The sequence below is a fragment of the Massilia sp. Root418 genome, from assembly GCF_001425265.1.
In the GTDB taxonomy this organism is placed as follows: Bacteria; Pseudomonadota; Gammaproteobacteria; order Burkholderiales; family Burkholderiaceae_D; genus Rugamonas.
The window spans coordinates 14,859-31,798 of the sequence record NZ_LMEC01000025.1 but is presented as its reverse complement, the minus strand read 5'-3'; the positions used below and the strand labels follow the sequence as shown (position 1 = coordinate 31,798).

14 protein-coding genes and 1 tRNA gene are annotated in these 16,940 nt (G+C 66.4%); 10 read left to right on the top strand and 5 right to left on the bottom strand.

What is annotated here, in order from left to right; translation table 11 throughout:
• Positions 1–79 precede the first annotated feature (79 nt).
• Both ASC94_RS26980 and ASC94_RS26975 read left to right on the top strand, forming a co-directional pair.
• Complete coding sequence (locus tag ASC94_RS26980; RefSeq protein WP_056403640.1) at positions 80–1,888, top strand: DUF885 family protein; 1,809 nt, start codon at positions 80–82, stop codon at positions 1,886–1,888.
• The gene (locus ASC94_RS26975) at positions 1,885–2,400 is read left to right on the top strand and encodes a YgjV family protein (protein ID WP_200955834.1); all 516 of its coding nucleotides are present in this window, start codon (positions 1,885–1,887) and stop codon (positions 2,398–2,400) included. Before ASC94_RS26980 ends, ASC94_RS26975 begins: the two co-directional genes overlap by 4 nt.
• Positions 2,401–2,406: 6 nt before the next feature.
• Here ASC94_RS26975 and ASC94_RS26970 read toward each other — a convergent pair whose 3' ends face one another.
• The 5 genes from ASC94_RS26970 to ASC94_RS26950 form a co-directional block, all read right to left on the bottom strand.
• Complete coding sequence (locus ASC94_RS26970; protein ID WP_056403638.1) at positions 2,407–3,402, bottom strand: DUF4424 family protein; 996 nt, start codon at positions 3,400–3,402, stop codon at positions 2,407–2,409.
• 26 nt (positions 3,403–3,428) lie between these two features.
• A complete protein-coding gene (locus tag ASC94_RS26965; RefSeq protein ID WP_082616872.1) occupies positions 3,429–4,442 on the bottom strand; it encodes a cyanophycinase in 1,014 nt (337 codons plus the stop codon).
• Positions 4,443–4,601: 159 nt separating this feature from the next.
• Complete coding sequence (locus tag ASC94_RS26960) at positions 4,602–5,375, bottom strand: MBL fold metallo-hydrolase (protein ID WP_229417425.1); 774 nt, start codon at positions 5,373–5,375, stop codon at positions 4,602–4,604.
• A 515-nt stretch (positions 5,376–5,890) separates the two neighbouring features.
• Positions 5,891–5,966 (bottom strand) — tRNA-Phe (locus tag ASC94_RS26955).
• A gap of 108 nt (positions 5,967–6,074) precedes the next feature.
• The gene (locus ASC94_RS26950; protein WP_056403629.1) at positions 6,075–7,463 is read right to left on the bottom strand and encodes a family 43 glycosylhydrolase; all 1,389 of its coding nucleotides are present in this window, start codon (positions 7,461–7,463) and stop codon (positions 6,075–6,077) included.
• Positions 7,464–7,696: 233 nt separating this feature from the next.
• Here ASC94_RS26950 and dkgB point away from each other — a divergent pair, with 233 nt between their 5' ends.
• The 8 genes from dkgB to ASC94_RS26910 are packed head-to-tail and all read left to right on the top strand — an operon-like array spanning position 7,697 to position 16,931.
• Positions 7,697–8,512, top strand: a complete 816-nt coding sequence (gene dkgB / locus ASC94_RS26945; RefSeq protein WP_056403625.1) for a 2,5-didehydrogluconate reductase DkgB — start codon at positions 7,697–7,699, stop codon at positions 8,510–8,512.
• Between the two features lie 60 nt (positions 8,513–8,572).
• Positions 8,573–9,805, top strand: coding sequence for an FAD-dependent monooxygenase (locus ASC94_RS26940; RefSeq protein ID WP_056403623.1), 1,233 nt, complete (start codon positions 8,573–8,575; stop codon positions 9,803–9,805).
• Between the two features lie 14 nt (positions 9,806–9,819).
• Positions 9,820–10,545 carry a DsbC family protein gene (locus ASC94_RS26935; RefSeq protein ID WP_056404320.1) on the top strand — a complete coding sequence of 242 codons (726 nt, stop codon included), beginning with the start codon at positions 9,820–9,822 and terminating at the stop codon, positions 10,543–10,545.
• 13 nt (positions 10,546–10,558) lie between these two features.
• Positions 10,559–11,017, top strand: coding sequence for a (2Fe-2S)-binding protein (locus ASC94_RS26930; protein WP_056403620.1), 459 nt, complete (start codon positions 10,559–10,561; stop codon positions 11,015–11,017).
• 10 nt (positions 11,018–11,027) lie between these two features.
• Positions 11,028–13,292, top strand: coding sequence for a xanthine dehydrogenase family protein molybdopterin-binding subunit (locus ASC94_RS26925; RefSeq protein ID WP_056403616.1), 2,265 nt, complete (start codon positions 11,028–11,030; stop codon positions 13,290–13,292).
• Positions 13,292–13,921 (top strand): NTP transferase domain-containing protein, encoded by a 630-nt coding sequence (locus ASC94_RS26920; RefSeq protein WP_056403613.1) that lies wholly within the window; start codon positions 13,292–13,294, stop codon positions 13,919–13,921. Before ASC94_RS26925 ends, ASC94_RS26920 begins: the two co-directional genes overlap by 1 nt.
• A complete protein-coding gene (locus tag ASC94_RS26915; protein ID WP_056403611.1) occupies positions 13,918–15,747 on the top strand; it encodes a M61 family metallopeptidase in 1,830 nt (609 codons plus the stop codon). Before ASC94_RS26920 ends, ASC94_RS26915 begins: the two co-directional genes overlap by 4 nt.
• Positions 15,747–16,931, top strand: a complete 1,185-nt coding sequence (locus ASC94_RS26910; RefSeq protein ID WP_229417424.1) for a GGDEF domain-containing protein — start codon at positions 15,747–15,749, stop codon at positions 16,929–16,931. Before ASC94_RS26915 ends, ASC94_RS26910 begins: the two co-directional genes overlap by 1 nt.
• Positions 16,932–16,940: the final 9 nt, after the last annotated feature.

The window sequence follows — 16,940 nt, the reverse complement described above, 5'->3', positions numbered from 1 at the left end:
GGTTGGACCTATAGAGTTTAGGTGCGCGCGGCGCAAAGGCAAGGCAAAATAGCGGGCTGAGTTCACTTGAAAGGCCACCATGTTTCCCCGTTTCGCCCTCGCGCTGCTGCCGCTTGCCCTCTTCACAGCCGAGGTCCCCGCTTTGGCCGCCGCCGAGGCTGCGCCGGCACGCACGGCACCGGCGAGCGCCGCGTTCGATCAATGGTCGAAAGCGTTCGCTGCGGACTACATGCGCCTGAATCCCGAGCAGGCCACCGGCAGCCAGTACTTCACCGGCGCGGAGCAGGACGCGCTGGATGCGCGGCTCTCGCCCATCACGCAGGCCAACCGCGACAAGCAGGCGGCGCTGGCCCGCAAAGGCGTCGCCAGGCTGGACGCCTTCCTGGCCGGCCCGCTCGGCGCCACCCAGCGCGCCTCAGCCGAGACCATGCGCTGGACCCTGTCCAACGAGCTGGCCGGCCGTCCCTTCCAGGACCACCTGTTCGTCTTCTCTCAGCTGGGCGGCCCGCAGGTGGGCCTGCCGCGCCTGATGACGCAGCTGCATCCTGTGCGCCGCGCAGCCGACGTGGACAGCTACCTGGCGCGCCTGGAGCAAATTCCGGCCCGGATGGACGAAGCGGTGGCCATGGCGCGCGCCGCAGCCGCCCGCTCGCTGCTGCCGCCGCGCTTCATCCTGGAGAAGGCGCAAGGCCAGGTGGACGCTTTCCTAAAGCCCGCGCCCGAACAGAACGTGCTGGTGACGTCGCTGGCCGAACGCAGCGCCGGCCTGGCGGACCTGGCGCCGCAAGCGCGCAGCGCCGCCATCGCGCGCGCCACCCGCATTGTCGGCGAACGCATACGCCCTGCCTACGCGCGGGTGCAGGCAGTGCTGGCGGAGCTGCACCCGCGCACCGGCAGCGAAGCGGGCATCTCGCGCCTGCCCGGCGGGGCAGCGGCTTACGACTATCTGCTGGCGCGTAACGCCGGCACCAGCCTGAAGGCGGACGCGGTGCACGCCATCGGCCTGCGCGAGGTGGCGCGCATCGAAGCGGAAATGGACAAGTACCTGCGCCAGCTTGGCTACGCCGAAGGCACCATCCAGCAGCGCATGGTGAAACTGGACAAGGCACTGCAGCCGCCGGCCGATCCGGACCCGCGCCCGGCCATCCTGGCGCGCTACGCGGACCTGGTGCGCGATGCCGGGCAGCGCAGCACGACCCTGTTCAACCTGAAGCCGCGCGCGCCGATCGAAGTGCGGCGCGAGCCGGCGCTGACCGAAGCCACCGGCTCCGCGCGCTACAGCCCGCCGGCGCCGGACGGCAGCCGTCCCGGCGTGTTCTGGATGCCGTTGCCCGGCCCCGAGTACGAAATGGTGGTGATGCGCACGCTGGCCTACCACGAAGGCGTGCCGGGCCACCACTTCCAGATCGCGCTGCAGCAGGAAATGACGGACCTGCCGAAATACCGCGCGCGCCGCATCTTCAGCGGCGGCAGCGCCAACAGCGAAGGCTGGGCCCTGTACGTGGAGCAGCTGGCCATGGAGCAGGGCTGGTACGACGGCGACACGGTGGGCATGCTGGGCGGGCTTTCCGAACAGCTGTTCCGCGCGCGCAGGCTGGTGGTCGATACCGGCCTGCACACCAAGGGCTGGACCCGCCAGCAAGCCATCGACTACGGCATGCCGGCATCGGAAGTGGACCGCTACGTTGCCAACCCCGGCCAGGCCTGCGCCTATCTGCTCGGCATGCTGCGCATCCTGGAGTTGCGCGAAAAGGCGCGCGGCGCGCTGGGCCCCCGCTTCACGCTGCCGGCCTTCCACGACGTCGTACTGCGCGCCGGCTCGGTGCCGATGGACGTGCTGACCGGGATCGTCGACCAGTGGATCGCGGAGAACAAGGCGGCATCATGATGGCGATAGACTGGTTCTCGCCTGCGCAGTGCGTGGGCTACGCCGCTTTCGTGCTGGGTGTCGGGTCCTTCCTGCAGACGGACGACAGGCGCTTCAAGCTGTTCATGGCTGGCGAGTGCCTGGCCTACGTGCTGCACTTCGCCTTGCTGGGCAACCCGACTGCGGTGGCCAGTTCCACCATGTCGCTGCTGCGCTCCCTGCTGGCGCTGCGCACCCGCTCCAGGTGGGTGATGGTGGGCGTGATCGCCGCCAACCTGGCACTGGGGCTGTTGCTGGCGAAGCAGCCCAGCGACTGGCTGCCGCTGGCCGCCTCCTGCCTGGGCACCTATGCGCTGTTCCAGCTGCAGGGCGTGCCCATGCGGCTGGTGATGCTGTGCGGGACCGGGCTGTGGATCGCGAACAATGTCATTGCCGGATCCATCGGCGGCACGGCGCTGGAAGTGGTGATCGCCGCCGTCAATACGCTCACCATCTGGCGCATGGCGCGCCAGGCCAGGACGCAGCCTGCGTGAGCGGCTTCACCTGGATGGGACAGGCATGTCGCCGTCATTGCCGCCGGCGCCGGCCTCGATATTGCCGAAATAGACCTCCAGGTCACGCTCCGGTTTAAAGTTGCGCAGGCGGACCTGGTAGGTTTTCGGATCCGTTTTCTTGAAGGTGCCGGGGAAGCACAGGCTCACCAGTTCGGACGGATCGCTCTTGACGACGTTGAGCGTGAAATCCTCGATGCCGTTTTTCCAGGTGTTGCCTGTCTTGAGGATGTAGGACACTTTGGCCGCGTTCAAATAAGCGGCTTCCGGACCGCCATTGTGCGCCGCCAGCTTTCTCCACGATTTCAGGAAAGCCGCGTCGGCGCAGTATTGGCGCGCGGTGTCGTCGTCCATGCCGGACTCGCCCGGCCCGGCCGACACGAAGGGCCGGTATTCATGGTGCACGCGCACGACCTTATTGGTCGGGAACTTTTGCTTCCACACGTAGTTCACCTGGATGTCCCACATCGGGCCGACGGAGCCGATTGCCCCTTCGCCGATCAGCTTCAGCCTGGTCAGCTGCTGGCGCTGCTGCGCGGTGAACGGCGCCACGTTGGCAGCAGGGGCGAAGCTGGGGTGGAAGGCTATCTGCGCGTCGGTCAAGCCCAGCTTCCTGAGCTGCGCGGTCACGTCCACGCCGTCCAGCGATGCTTGCACCACGGTGCTGTAGCTGACGTTCCTGCCGTCCACCTTGATGGAAAAGCCGCCGGGGCGGCCGAAGTAGGTGTCGCTGGGCTGCTCGGAGGCTGGGTAGGCGGGCAGGGGGAAGATGATGGTTTCTTCCACGTCCGCCGGGGACTCGTTCACGAATTCGTAGTCCACGCTGATCAGCGCATGGCTGACGGTAAGGACCTCTTTTTTCATGGCGATGGCGCCGGTCTTGCGGAACACGATGCCGCCGGCGCTGACGCCGCCGATACCGTCGTTGGCGAGCGCCAGGCCAGGCAGCAGCAGCGCTGCGAGTGCAAAATTAAATGTTGTCATCCAGCCATGTTACCACCGGCTGCGGCCTAGTAGATGGCGCCGCCCGCCTGCGTAGAACTGAGCACGCCGTTGACGGCGGAGATGCTGTAGTTGACGGTGCCGCCGTCATAGCTTGCCCAGTTGCGCATGTCAAAGCTGCCGTTGCCCGAGAGGCGTTGGGTGGCCACGTTGCGGTAGGTGAGCGGCGTTTTGGGTTTGCACACTTCGGGCAGGCCCACGGTACGCAGGAAGTAGGCCGACCCGAGTCCCACGCGCGTAGCCTTGCCGCCTTCGACCAGCAGCGCGGTTTCCACGTCCACGCCGACGCCGTGCACGCTGCTGCTCCAGCCGTCGGCGACGATGCGCGCCATGAAGGTGATCAGGCGGCCCATGCGGTCCCGCGCGTCCAGGTGCGGATCGGCGATCAGGCCGCCCATGTCGGGCAGGGTCAGGAAATCGCGCCCCAGGGTCAGCGACTTGTCGTAGGGGTTGGCCAGCGCGGCGGCAGAAGTGATGGTGCCGTTCAGCGCCGTAAACGAGAACTTGCTCATGACGGCCAGACCGGCGCTGGTGCCGCCGATGGGAATGTTCTTCGCGGCCAGCGCTTCGATGGCCGTTTGCACCGGTGTACCTTTCCAGAATTTCACATAGTCGCTCTGGTCGCCGCCGGCAATGAACAGCGCCTCGGCGCCCTGGATGCGGGCGATCACGAAGGGATCGCTGGCCGCCTCGCGGCTGGGGATGATGATGGTTTCCACCGACGCCACGCCGCCCATGTCGTACACGTAGGGGTTGTAGGCGTCGGTGCCGCGCGAGCGCAGGATGACGAAGTTGCCACCGCCGGACTTGGCGATCATCCACTTGAAGGCGTCGTCCACGTCCGGCCCGCCGCCCATCAGCACCAGCGAGGGCTGGGCCGGCGCCGGCAGCACCACGTTGGCCGGATTGCCGACCACCGCATAATCGTAAGGTTTGCCCGCCTGGGCCTGGCACGGCAAGAGCAGCGCCGCGAGCGAGAGGGAAAGGGCAGACAGCAGACCGCGAGGGAAAGGCATGCGCATAACAGGCTCCGGCGTGGGTTGGGTGCGCTTGATTGTACGCTAACTTTTGCGCCCGGCGGAGTTGCCGCCGCCCATCCGCCACAACCATGTGATCCGCTCAGGGAACAAAAAACGCCAGCCGAAACAAGGGCTGGCGTTTCTGTATCCGGATTTGCAGCGTCAGTATGCCCAGGTCGCCGGCACATACCGGTAGGCATTCCCGTCGACCGCAACGCGGCCGAGTGCCGGGAACGATAAATGGCTGGCCATGAACAGCTCGCCGCTCTCCGCCGCCTCGCGCAACAGACCGACCCGGACGCGCGTGGCTTCCTCGGGTTCGTGATCGAAGCCGTTTTGCCATTCGGGGCACTCGATCCCGAGCGGGACCAGGGCGTCGCCTGCAAACGTCAGCCGCTCGCCGCGGGACGAGACGCGCACCACGCTGTGTCCGGGAGTGTGCCCGCCGGTGTGCGTGACGACCACGCCGGGGGCTACCTGGAACTCCTTGGTGAACGGCCGCAACTCGCTCTGGTACGCGTCCAGGAACTTCTGGGAGCTCGACCGGATGATGTCCTGAAGCCCGCCGAATGTGTTGTGTGAGAAATCGGGCGACTTGAAGAATTCCAGATCGATCGCCGACGCGTGGATCCGCAGGTCCGGACGCATGTGGCTCCTCAGCCGCTCGTCCAGCAAGCCGCCGATATGGTCCATGTGCAGGTGGGTCGCGATAACATCGGTCACTGACCCTGGCTCGATGCCGGCTGCCTTCAGCCGCAGGGCCAGGCGCCCGGTCCGCGTCGATTGCGGCATTTCCGATCCGGTTCCGGCGTCGACGAGTATGGTACGGCCGCCGCTGCGGATGACGATGACGTTCATCCCCCAATCGACCACCTCCGGCAAGAATTTGCTGCGCAGTGTGGCATCCCGTTCGGCTGGATCGACGTTGATTCCCAAGCCCTCGGCTGGTACTCCTACCGCCCCATCGCTAATAACCATGACCTCGATATCGCCAACCCGCGTCAAGTAGCGAGACGGGATCAGATCGTGATCTGGGTAAAGTGATCCGTGGCATAAGCACATGTTTAACTCCCCTTGTCAGATAAAACCTCAATACCGGCGATCCTGGTAACAAGAGCGTCCATGTCGCCGAGCCATGCATAACGCATGCGAAGCACCTTATCGTGGACTGCTACGGGACGGTAGGCACGCAAGAGTACATACCCTGGTGCCCCTCGGGAACCAATGATTGTGGCAAGGACTTCTTTATTGCGGGGCAGCGTAGGCAGGCAAGAGATCGTGCCGCTCCGTGAGCGGCGCTACAGCAGAACACGAGCGGTATGCGCCTGAGAATGCGAAAGCGGGAGAACGGCGAGCCGGAGATGGGCTGGACACAAAGACTAGGCCGGACACGAAGACTTCCTGTCCCGGAAACAAAAACGCCACCCGAAGGTGGCGTTTTTTTGCATTCTTGGTGGCCCGGGGCGGAATCGAACCACCGACACAAGGATTTTCAATCCTCTGCTCTACCAACTGAGCTACCAGGCCAAGGAGCAGAATTATAGCAGATCATTTCGCAGATGCAAGGGCCTTCGGGGCATTTTTTTAGCCTGCCGCCAACACTGTGCCCCGCAACAGTAAAGTCGCGGACGCCTCTTATTGCGGAACATGGCCTTTGCCGTTGACGAGGGGTTCGCCGGTAGCGCCGGGCTGGAAGGCGGCCTTGAGCGGATCCATGGGAAGGATATTGCCGGCGCTGTCGAACTCCATGCGCGCCAGCACGGTCTGGCGCTGGTAGCCGCCGCCTTGCGGCAGGGCGTGGCGGTGGTAGGCCACGTACCAGCGGTCCGTGCCGGGCACATTGACCACGCTGTGGTGCGCGGTGCCGACGGCGGCGCCCGAACGTTGCAGCACGATGAACCGGTCTGCTGTGGAGGTGACGGGGCCGAGCGGCGAGTCCGCCACGCCCCAGCCGACCCGGTAGTTGGGGCTGCGCGCGTCGTCGATGGACCACATGAAGTAGTACTTGGCGCCGCGCTTGAAGACCACGATGCCTTCGCGGAAGTCCTTCAGGTCGATGCTGGCCGGGGGACCGTCCAGGGTGACCATGTCGGGCTTGAGCTTGTACACATTGGCCAGCTTGCCGTTGCCGTAGTAGAGGTAGGCCTGGCCGTCGCTGTCGATGAAAGGATAGGGGTCGATGGTGTTGGTCTGGATGCCGCTGCCTTTGCGCAGCAGCGGCGCGCCCAGCGCGTCGGTGAAGGGGCCCAGCGGGCTGCTGGCGGTGGCGACGCCGATTTCGCCCTTGGCGCAGAAGTAAAAGTAGTAGGTGCCGTAGCGCTCGATGGCATCCGGCGCCCAGGCTTCGATGTTGGCCCACTTGATGTCGCGCGTGACGTCCAGCACCATGCGCTCCTTTTTCCAGTCCACCAGGTTTTTGGATGACCAGACCGAGAAGTCGGTGGTCTGCCAGTGCGGCTTGTCGGAAGTGGGGTAGAGGTAGTAGGTGTCGCCGAACACGCGGATCGATGGGTCGGCGGTGTAGCCTTCCAGCGCGGGCGGCGGGACGGGGATGGGCTGGGCGGCTGCGCCTGGCTGCGCCGCTTCCGCTTCCTTCACCAGCCAGGGCGCTACCCACAGGGCCGCGCCGGCGCCGTTTGCAGCGTCTCTTGCGGCGCCCGGTACGTCGTCCTGGCGGTGGACGAAGGTCTGTCCGGACCAGTTCACGAGGTCGGTCGAGGACGCGTAGCCGATGGCCTTGTCCTTGCGGCCGGTGTCCCAGACCAGGCGGAAGATGCCGTCCGCGCCGCGCTGCAGGCGGGGATTGCGCATCCGGCCGCTGCCGGCAGCAGGCTGGATGAATATCCGCCCGAGGTCACGCCAGGTTTTGCCGTCGGCGCTGGCGGCCAGGCGCACGCCGTCGCCGCCGGCAGTGGCGGACGGCCTGATCCAGGCATCGTCGGGCCATTCAGGCTGCGCGGCCAGGGCTGCCGTTGCGCACAGCGCGGCGGCCAGGACTATCGATAGCGGTTGGAGGTGGCGCATGATCGGCTCTTGAATGGACGGATGATAACGATAACAGCTTTGTTTTTGCCGTGAAAGCGCTTTTTCCCACGCTGCACCATTTCTCATCGCAGGCGGCGAAATGGTTATCGCAGCCGGGGACCAAGCCTCACAGCCGTTCTTGATCCTGGCGCAAATGTAATTTGAGGTGTGCGGGGTTTTTCTCAACCAGGGCTGGAGGCATAGTGTGGGCCAACATCTGACAGGAAAACCCCATGACACACACCAGCACCATCCCAGCCATCGGCCTGGGCACCTTCCGCCTGCAAGGACAGGTCGCTATCGATTCCGTGCGCAACGGCCTGGCGGCGGGCTACCGCCATATCGATACGGCGCAAATCTATGGTAACGAGGCGGAGGTGGGCCAGGCCATGGCCGGCAGCGGCGTGCCGCGCGCCGAACTGTTCGTCACCACCAAGGTCTGGATCGACAGCCTGGCGGGCGACAAACTGATTCCCAGCTTGAAGGAAAGCCTGCGCAAGCTGCGACTGGAGCAGCTGGACCTGGCGCTGATCCACTGGCCGTCGCCTGGCGGTACAGTGCCGGTTGCCGAATACATGGCGGCGCTGGCGGAAGCCAGGGAGCAGGGCCTGACCAGGCAGATCGGCGTGTCCAACTTCACCATCGCCCACCTGCGGGAGGCGGTGGCAGCGGTGGGCGCGCGGCAGATCGCCACGCAGCAGATCGAGATCCATCCCTTCCTGCAGAACCGCAGGGTGGTGGAGTACGCCCGCAGCCAGGGCATCCACCTGACCGCCTACATGCCGCTGGCCTACGGCAAGGTGATGCAGGAGCCGGTGATCGTGGATATCGCGCGCCGCCGCAATGCCACGCCGGCGCAGGTGGCGCTGGCCTGGTCGCTGCAGCAGGGCTTTGCTGTGATCCCGTCGTCCACCAGCCGTGCCAACCTGGCCGGCAACCTGGCTGCGCGCGGGCTGGTGCTGGATGCCGCGGAGATGGCGGCGCTCGCCGCACTGGATCGCAACGAGCGCATCGCCAACCCGGACGGCGTCGCGCCCCAGTGGGACTGAGCGCGGCATCCGCTCCGGCGCCGGCGCCCGCGCAAGGGCCGCCGCCGCTATAATGGCCGGATGAACAGCCCAACTTCCCCCTCCGTGCAGCGCGTCGTTCAAAGCGACATTTGCATCGTTGGCAACGGCGCCATCGCCAAAACGGCGGCGCTCGGATTTGCCCAGGCCGGGCAGAGCGTCACCTTGCTCTGCCCTCCATCGCCCTCCGCTTCGGCCACGCCAGCCTCGCCCCCCGTGCAGGCCAGCTGGGACGTGCGCGTCTACGCGCTCAATCACACGGCGCACAACCTGCTGTCGTCCCTGAAGGTCTGGGGCGCGCTTGACGCCGCGCGGGTTGCGCCGGTGGACGCCATGCTGGTCAACGGCGACGGCGGCCAGCCCGGCGGCCTGGCGTTCGACGCATACGGCGCCCACACCGGCACGCTGGCGTGGATCGTCGAGGACCGCAACCTGAACCAGGCGCTGGACGCGGCGCTGCGCTTCGCCAGCAACGTCACCACCGTCAGCGGGCGCGCCATCGGCCTGCTGCGCACGGCGGACGATGTCACCGTGCGGCTGGAGGACGGCTCGGCCATCCGCGCCGAACTGGTGGTGGGCGCGGACGGCGCCGACTCCTGGGTGCGCGGCCAGTGCGACATCGGCATGGACTACCGCTCCTACGGGCAGCACGCCATCGTGGCCAACTTCCATTGCGAGAAGCCGCACCACGGCGCGGCGCAGCAGTGGTTTACCGGCGCCGAGGGCGTGGTGGCGCTGCTGCCTTTGCCGGGCGACCTGGTGTCGCTGGTGTGGTCGGCGCCGGAACCGCTGGCCGATGCGCTGCGCGCGCAGGGCGCGCAACAGCTGGCGGAGCGCCTGGCGGTGTTTGCGCAGGAAAAGCTGGGCAAGCTCACGCCGGTGCAGCCGGAAATGGTGCGCGGCTTTCCGCTGCGGCTCATGCGTCCGCACGCCATGGTGGCGCAGCGTGTGGCGCTGGTGGGCGACGCGGCCCACGTGGTGCATCCGCTGGCCGGCCACGGCATGAACCTGGGCTTTGCCGACGTGGAGCAGCTGGTGCGCACGGTGAACGAGCGCGAGCCGCACCGCGGCCTGGGCGACGAGCGGGTGCTGGCCCGCTATGGCCGCGCGCGCAAGGAAGACGTGCTGCTGATGCAGCTGGCCACCGATGGCCTGGACCGTCTGTTCGGGACCGATCTTGAGCCTTTGCGCGTGGTGCGCAATTTCGGATTAAACTTGCTGGACAAATTGCCGGGCTTGAAGCGCCGGCTGATTTCCCACGCACTTGGTAAGTGATCACCGGAGCCTTTATGAAATTCAGCAAGACCGCAGTACTGTTCGCCTCCGCCTTCATGGCATCCTGCGTCGGCGCAGAGAATTCGACCGAAGCGAACATCAAGAAGGCCATCGAGCCGCGCCTCGGCACCAACGTGAAAGTCGATTCCGTCAAAGAGACGCCTTACGCGGGCTTGTACGAAGTCCGCATCGGCGACGAAATCCGCTACACCGACAAGACCGGCAGCTACCTGATCGTCGGCCACGTGTTCAACCTGAAGACGTCCGAAGACCTGACCCAGGCCCGTATCGACGACATCAACAAGATCAAGTTCTCCGAGCTGCCGCTGGAAATGGCGCTGAAAACGGTGAAGGGCAACGGCAAGCGCGTGATGGCCGTGTTCGAAGATCCGAACTGCGGCTACTGCAAGCGCTTCCGCCAGCAGGCGCTGAAGGACGTGGACAACGTCACCATCTACACCTTCATGTACAACATCCTGTCCGAGGATTCGTTCGTCAAGTCCAAGAACATCTGGTGCTCGGCCGACCGCAACAAGGCCTGGGACGACTGGATGGTATCCGGCAAAGCTGCGCCGGCCGCGCCGGCCGGGTGCACCACGCCGAACGAGCAGGTGCTGGCGCTGGGCCAGAAGCTGCGCATCAACGGCACGCCGAACATCTTCTTCGCCGATGGCAGCCGCGTTCCGGGCGCCATCGACATCAAGACCCTGGAATCCAAGTTGTCCTCTATTAAACAGTAAAGGAGCGCGGCAGATGATCACTTTGAATGTCAACGGCAAGGACGTGCAGGTAGACGCCGACCCATCCACCCCGGTGCTGTGGGCCCTGCGGGACAACCTGAACATGACCGGCACCAAGTTCGGCTGCGGTATGGCGCTGTGCGGCGCCTGCACCATCCATATCGACGGCAACCCGACCCGTGCCTGCATCACGCCGATTTCGGCGGTGGCGGGCCAGAAGATCACCACCATCGAGGCGATGGCGGGCGACGCGGTGGGCAAGGCGGTGCAGGACGCGTGGGTGAAGCACGACGTGCCGCAATGCGGCTACTGTCAAAGCGGCCAGGTGATGAGCGCCACGGCGCTGCTGCGCACCAACAAGGCTCCGAGCGATGCGGACATCGATAGCGCCATGGCGGGCAATATCTGCCGATGCGGCACCTATCAGCGCATCCGCGCCGCCATCAAAGACGCTGCCAAAACCATCGCCTGAGGAGAACACCATGCGCAAAGAATGGTTGAACCAAGGGACCGCTATGGCGGATATCGGCGCGGCAGCGGGCACGGTAGCAGCTGCGCCGCAAGGCGGCGTGTCGCGCCGCTCCTTCATGAAAGCAAGCGCGGTGGCCGGCAGCGGCCTGGTGCTGGGCTTCTTCGTCAGCGGCGGCAACAAGATGGCGCGCGCGGCCGAAGCGGCGGCGCCGGCCAAGGTGTATGAACCGAACGCCTTCCTGCGCATCGCGCCGGACAACACCATCACGGTGCAGGTGAACCGCCTGGAATTCGGCCAGGGCGTGCAGACCTCGCTGCCGATGCTGATCGCCGAGGAACTGGACGCCGATTGGGCGCAGATGCGCGGCGAACTGGCCGACGCGGGCGAGCAGTATAAAGATCCCGCCTTCGGCATCCAGATGACCGGCGGCTCCGGCACCATCGCCCACTCCTACCTCCAGTACCGCGAAATCGGCGCCAAGGCGCGCGCCATGCTGGTGGCGGCGGCTGCGGCCGAATGGAAAGTGAGCCCGGACCAGGTGCGCACGTCGAAAGGCATGCTGATCGGCCCGGCCGGCCAGCAAGCCAGCTACGGCGCCTTTGCCGAGGCGGCCATGAAGCAGCCGGTGCCCGCCGCCGTGAAGCTGAAAGAGCCGAAAGACTTCGTCATCATCGGCCAGCCGGTGAAGCGCCTGGACGCGCAAGCCAAGTCCACCGGCAAGCAGCAGTTCGGCATGGACTTCAAGCCTGAAGGCAGCAAGGTTGCCGTGGTGGCGCGCCCGCCGGTGTTCGGTGCGAAAGTGGCCAAGCTGGACGCCAGCAAGGCCAAGGCCATCCCGGGCGTGATCGACGTGCTGGAAGTGGCCACCGACCGTGGCGGACGCGGTGTGGCCGTGATCGCCAATGGCTACTGGCCGGCCAAGCAGGGCCGCGAAGCCCTGGTGCTGGAATGGGACACCAGCGCGGTGGAGAAAGTCAGCACCGCGAAGCAGATGGCCGAGTTCAAGGCGCTGGCGCAAAAGCCCGGCCTGCCCGTCAGGAAGGCGGACATGGCGCCGCTGGCCAAGGCGGCGAAAAAGGTCACTGCTGTCTACGAGTTCCCTTACCTGGCGCACGCGCCGATGGAACCGCTGAACTGCGTGATCGACCTGAAGGCGGACCGCTGCGAAGTGTGGGCCGGCTCGCAATTCCAGACCCTGGACCAGGCGGCCATCGCGCGCACGGCCGGACTGAAACCGGAACAGGTCACCCTGCACACCATGATGGCGGGCGGCGGTTTCGGCCGCCGCGCGGTGCCGAGTTCGGACTACCTGGTGGAAGCGGCCAATGTGGCGCTGGCCTACAAGGCTTCCGGCAAGTCCGGCCCGCTGAAAATCATCTGGAGCCGCGAGGACGATATCCGTGGCGGCTACTACCGCCCGTCGCACGTGCACCGCGCGGAACTGGGCTTCGACGCCAAGGGCAAGCTGCTGGCCTGGAACCACAGCATCGTGGGCCAGTCCATCATCACCGGTTCGCCGTTCGAGCCGATGATGGTGAAGGAGGGCGTGGACGCCACCATGATCGAAGGCATGGGCGAGCCCTACGATTTGCCGATGAACCTGTCCGTGCACAACGCCAAGGCCAACGTGCCGGTGCTGTGGTGGCGTTCCGTGGGCTCGACCCACACCGCCTTCGTGATGGAAACCCTGATCGACGAAGCCGCGCACGCCGCGAAGATGGATCCGGTGGCCTACCGCAAGCAGGTGATCGACGCCAAGCACGCCCGCCATCACGCCGCGCTGGACCTGGCGGTGGCCAAGTCCGGCTACGGCAAGAAGGCGCTGCCGAAGGGCCAGGCCTGGGGCGTGGCGCTGCATGAATCGTTCGGCACCGTGGTCGCTTACGTGGTCACTGCGTCGGTCAAGAGCGGCGTGCCGCATCTGCACACGGTCACCGCCGGCGTGCACTGCAACACGGCGGTCAATCCCATGACCATCGAAGCGCAAGTGCAGGGCGCCGTGCTGATGGCGGTGGGTACCACCTTGCCCGGCGCCGCCATCACGCTGAAGGACGGCGTGGTGGAACAGCAGAACTTCGGCGACTACGTGGTGGCGCGCATGCCGGACATGCCGGTGGTGGACGTGCACATCGTGCCGTCGACCGAACCGCCAACCGGCATGGGCGAGCCGGGCTTCCCGCCGCTGGCTCCGGCGTACGCCAACGCCATCTTCAAGCTCACCGGCAAGCGCCTGCGCAAGCTGCCGTTCGACTTGGCCAAGACGGCCAAGGCCTAGTGAGCATTTGCGGCATCCTGCTAGCGGCCGGGAGGGGCCGGCGGTTCGACCCCTCCGGCCTGCGCAACAAGCTGCTGCAGCCCATATCTCCAGCCCAGCCGGCGCCGGCCGAACCGTCCCCGGTGGTGGTGGCAAGCGCGCGCCACTTGCTGGCGGTGCTGCCGCGCGTGGTGGCGGTGGTGCGCCCCGGCGCGGACGCCGTGGCCGCGCAGTTGCTGGCGCTGGGCTGCGAAGTCACTACCTGTCCGCAAGCCGATAACGGCATGGCCGCCTCACTGGTGCACGCCTTGCTGCACGCTGAGCAGCACGCCGGAGCGCAGGCCGAAAGTGCGCACGGTTGGATCGTCGCCCTGGGCGATATGCCCCATGTGCAGCCAACTACAATACAATCACTGAAAACCGCCCTCGAACACGGCGCAGGCATTGCCGCGCCCATGTACCGGGGCCGGCGCGGCAATCCGGTTGGGTTCAGCCGCCACTACCTGCCGCAGCTGCTGGCGCTGGAAGGCGACCATGGCGCGCGCGGCATTTTGAAGCATTCGGCAGTGACGGAGCTGGAGGTGGACGACAGCGGCATCCTGCAAGACATCGACATCCCGGCCGACCTGCCATCCAAGGACAAGACATGAAAAAAAACATCGCGAAGAATAAGCCGGGCGTGAGCTACGCCATTGTCGGCAGGGACCTGGCCGGCCATGTGTTCGAAGTGACGCTGACGGTCGAGCAGCCGGCACCGGAGGGCCAGCTGCTGGCCCTGCCGGCCTGGATCCCGGGCAGCTACATGATCCGCGAATTCTCGCGCAACATCGTGCGCATCCGCGCGGAGTCGGACGGCCAGGCCGTCAAGCTGGCGAAAGTGGACAAGCACACCTGGCAGGCCGCGCCGGTGGCCGGCAGGCTGACGGTGGTCTACGAAGTCTATGCCTGGGACCTGTCGGTGCGCGCCGCGCACATGGACCAGACCCACGCCTTCTTCAACGGCACCAGCGTGTTCCTGCGCGTGGCGGGGCAGGAAGACGGGCAGCACGTGGTCGATATCCAGCGCCCGGCCGATCCGGCCGCCAGGAACTGGCGCGTGGCCACCGCGCTGCCGGAACTGAAGGCCAAGCGCTACGGCTTCGGCACGTATGCCGCCGCCAATTATGATGAACTGATCGACCATCCGGTGGAAATGGGCGACTTCGCGCTGGCCACGTTCAAGGCGCACGGCATTCCGCACGACGTGGTCATCACCGGCCGCGTGCCGGGCCTGGACATGGCGCGCCTGTGCGCCGACCTCAAAGCCATCTGCGAAACCCAGATCGCCTTCTTCGAGCCGAAGACCAAACGCGCGCCCATGGAGCGCTACGTCTTCATGACCATGGCCGTGGGCGACGGCTACGGCGGCCTGGAACACCGCGCCTCCACCGCGCTGTTCTGCTCGCGCGCCGACCTGCCCACCGCCGCCACGCCGAAAGGCGCGGACATCAGCGAGGGCTACCTGAAATTCCTCGGCCTGTGCAGCCATGAGTACTTCCACACCTGGAACGTCAAGCGCATCAAGCCGGCCGCCTTCGCGCCGTACGACCTGAACACGGAAGGCTACACGCCGCTGCTGTGGCTATTCGAGGGCGGCACCAGCTACTACGACGACCTGATGCTGGTCCGCGCCGGCATCATCAGCGAGGCGGCCTACTACAAACTGCTGGGCAAAACCGTGGGGGGTGTGCTGCGCGGCGCCGGGCGCCTGAAGCAGAGCGTGGCCGACTCCAGCTTCGACGCCTGGGGCAAGTACTACCGCCAGGACGAAAACGCGGCCAATGCCATCGTCAGCTATTACACCAAGGGTTCGCTGGTGTGCCTGGCGCTGGACCTGACCATCCGCGCCAAGACCGCCGGGAGGAAGTCGCTGGACGACGTGATGCAGGCGCTGTGGCAGCGCTACGGGCGCGACTTCTACGAGGGCGCGGCGCGCGGCACGGGCGTCACGCCGGCCGAGGTGGAAGCGCTGTGCGACGAGGTCGCGGGCACCAGGCTGAAAGCCTTCTTCGACAAATACGTGCGCGGCACCGAAGACCTGCCGCTGGCGAAAATGCTGGCGCCGTTCGGCGTGAAGTATGGCGACGAGCGCAAGCTGGCCAAGCCCAGCCTGGACGCCAACCTGGGCCGCGAAGGCGCGGACGCCAAGCTGTCGGCCGTGCATGAAGGCGGCGCGGCGCATGCGGCCGGCCTGTCGGCGGGCGACCTGCTGGTGGCTGTCGACGGCCTGCGCGTGGTGCCCGGCAACCTGGATGGGCTGCTGGCGCGCTACCAGGTGGGCGCCACCGTCGAGGTGCATGCCTTCCGCCGCGACGAACTGCGCAGCTTCCAGGTCACGCTGCAGGGCGACCGCGTGCCCGCGGTCACCCTGGCGCTGGTGCCGGAGGCAGGCGGCAAGAAGCCAGCCGGCCCGCTGCGGCCCAGCGCGGTCCGCTGATGAACTTCTGGTCCGCACCGGCCCTGCAGCTGGATCTGCGGACCCTGCTGCTCATGACGACTGTGATGAGCAGTGTCATGAGCATGGTGATGTTTGCGATGCACCGCAGCTTCCGCGGCGAAGTGCGCGGCCTGGACCGCTGGTCGCTCGGCCTGCTGTGCGTGGCCGGCGCCAGCGTCGGGGTCTCGCTGCACGGCGCGCTGCTGCAGCAGGCCGCCGTGCTGGCGGCGAGCGCGCTGATGTTCTGGGGCGTGGGCCTGTCCATGATAGGCACGCAGGAATTCTTCGCGCGGCGGCCCAGCTGGTGGCTGTTCCACGGCGTCTGGCTGCTGGGCATGCTGTTCAGCGGCTGGCTGCTGCTGGCGCAGCCGCACCTGGGCGCACGTATCGCGGTGTTTTCGCTGGCCGCCTTCGTTTTCTACGCGGTGCAATGCTGGCTGGCGTGGCGGCACGGCATGCGCAATTTTTCCTACTGCTTCTTCGGCGTGCTGATGACGGTGCAGGCACTGGCCGCGCTGGCGCGCGCCGCCACGGCGCTGGCGGTGGACGCGGCCGACATGGAGGACTTGCGCGACGGCCCGATGGTGGATGTGTTCATGGCGCTGGCCAGCTTCATGTCGCTGATGCTGGCGGTGGCTTTCCTGATGATGGCCATGCGGCGCCTGCAGTGCATCCTGGAAGAGCGCTCCACGCATGACCCGCTGACCGGGGTGCTGAACCGGCGCGGCTTTGACATCTTCTACGCCAAGCAGCGCGTGCAGCTGGGGCGCGACGGCAGGCCGCTGTCGCTGATGAGCATAGACCTGGACCATTTCAAGGCCGTCAACGACCGCTATGGCCACGTGGTGGGAGACCGGGTGCTGATACAGGTTGCCGACGTTATCGGCCAGGCGTTGCGCGAGAGCGATTACGTGGCGCGCTTCGGTGGCGAGGAATTCGTGGTGCTGCTGCCGGACGCGGAAGTGCCGCGCGCGATGATGGTGGCTGAACGCATCCGCGACGCGCTGCGCACCGGCTGGGACGACCAGCTGCCGCCGTGCACGGTGAGCATCGGCATCGGCACCCATCTCTCGCGTGAAGAGTCGCTGGACAGCCTGCTGGGCCGCACCGATGCGGCCCTGTACCGCGCCAAGGAAAATGGGCGCGACCGGGTGGAGCTGGCCGCCACCAGCGAACCGGCCTGACGGCGGCGC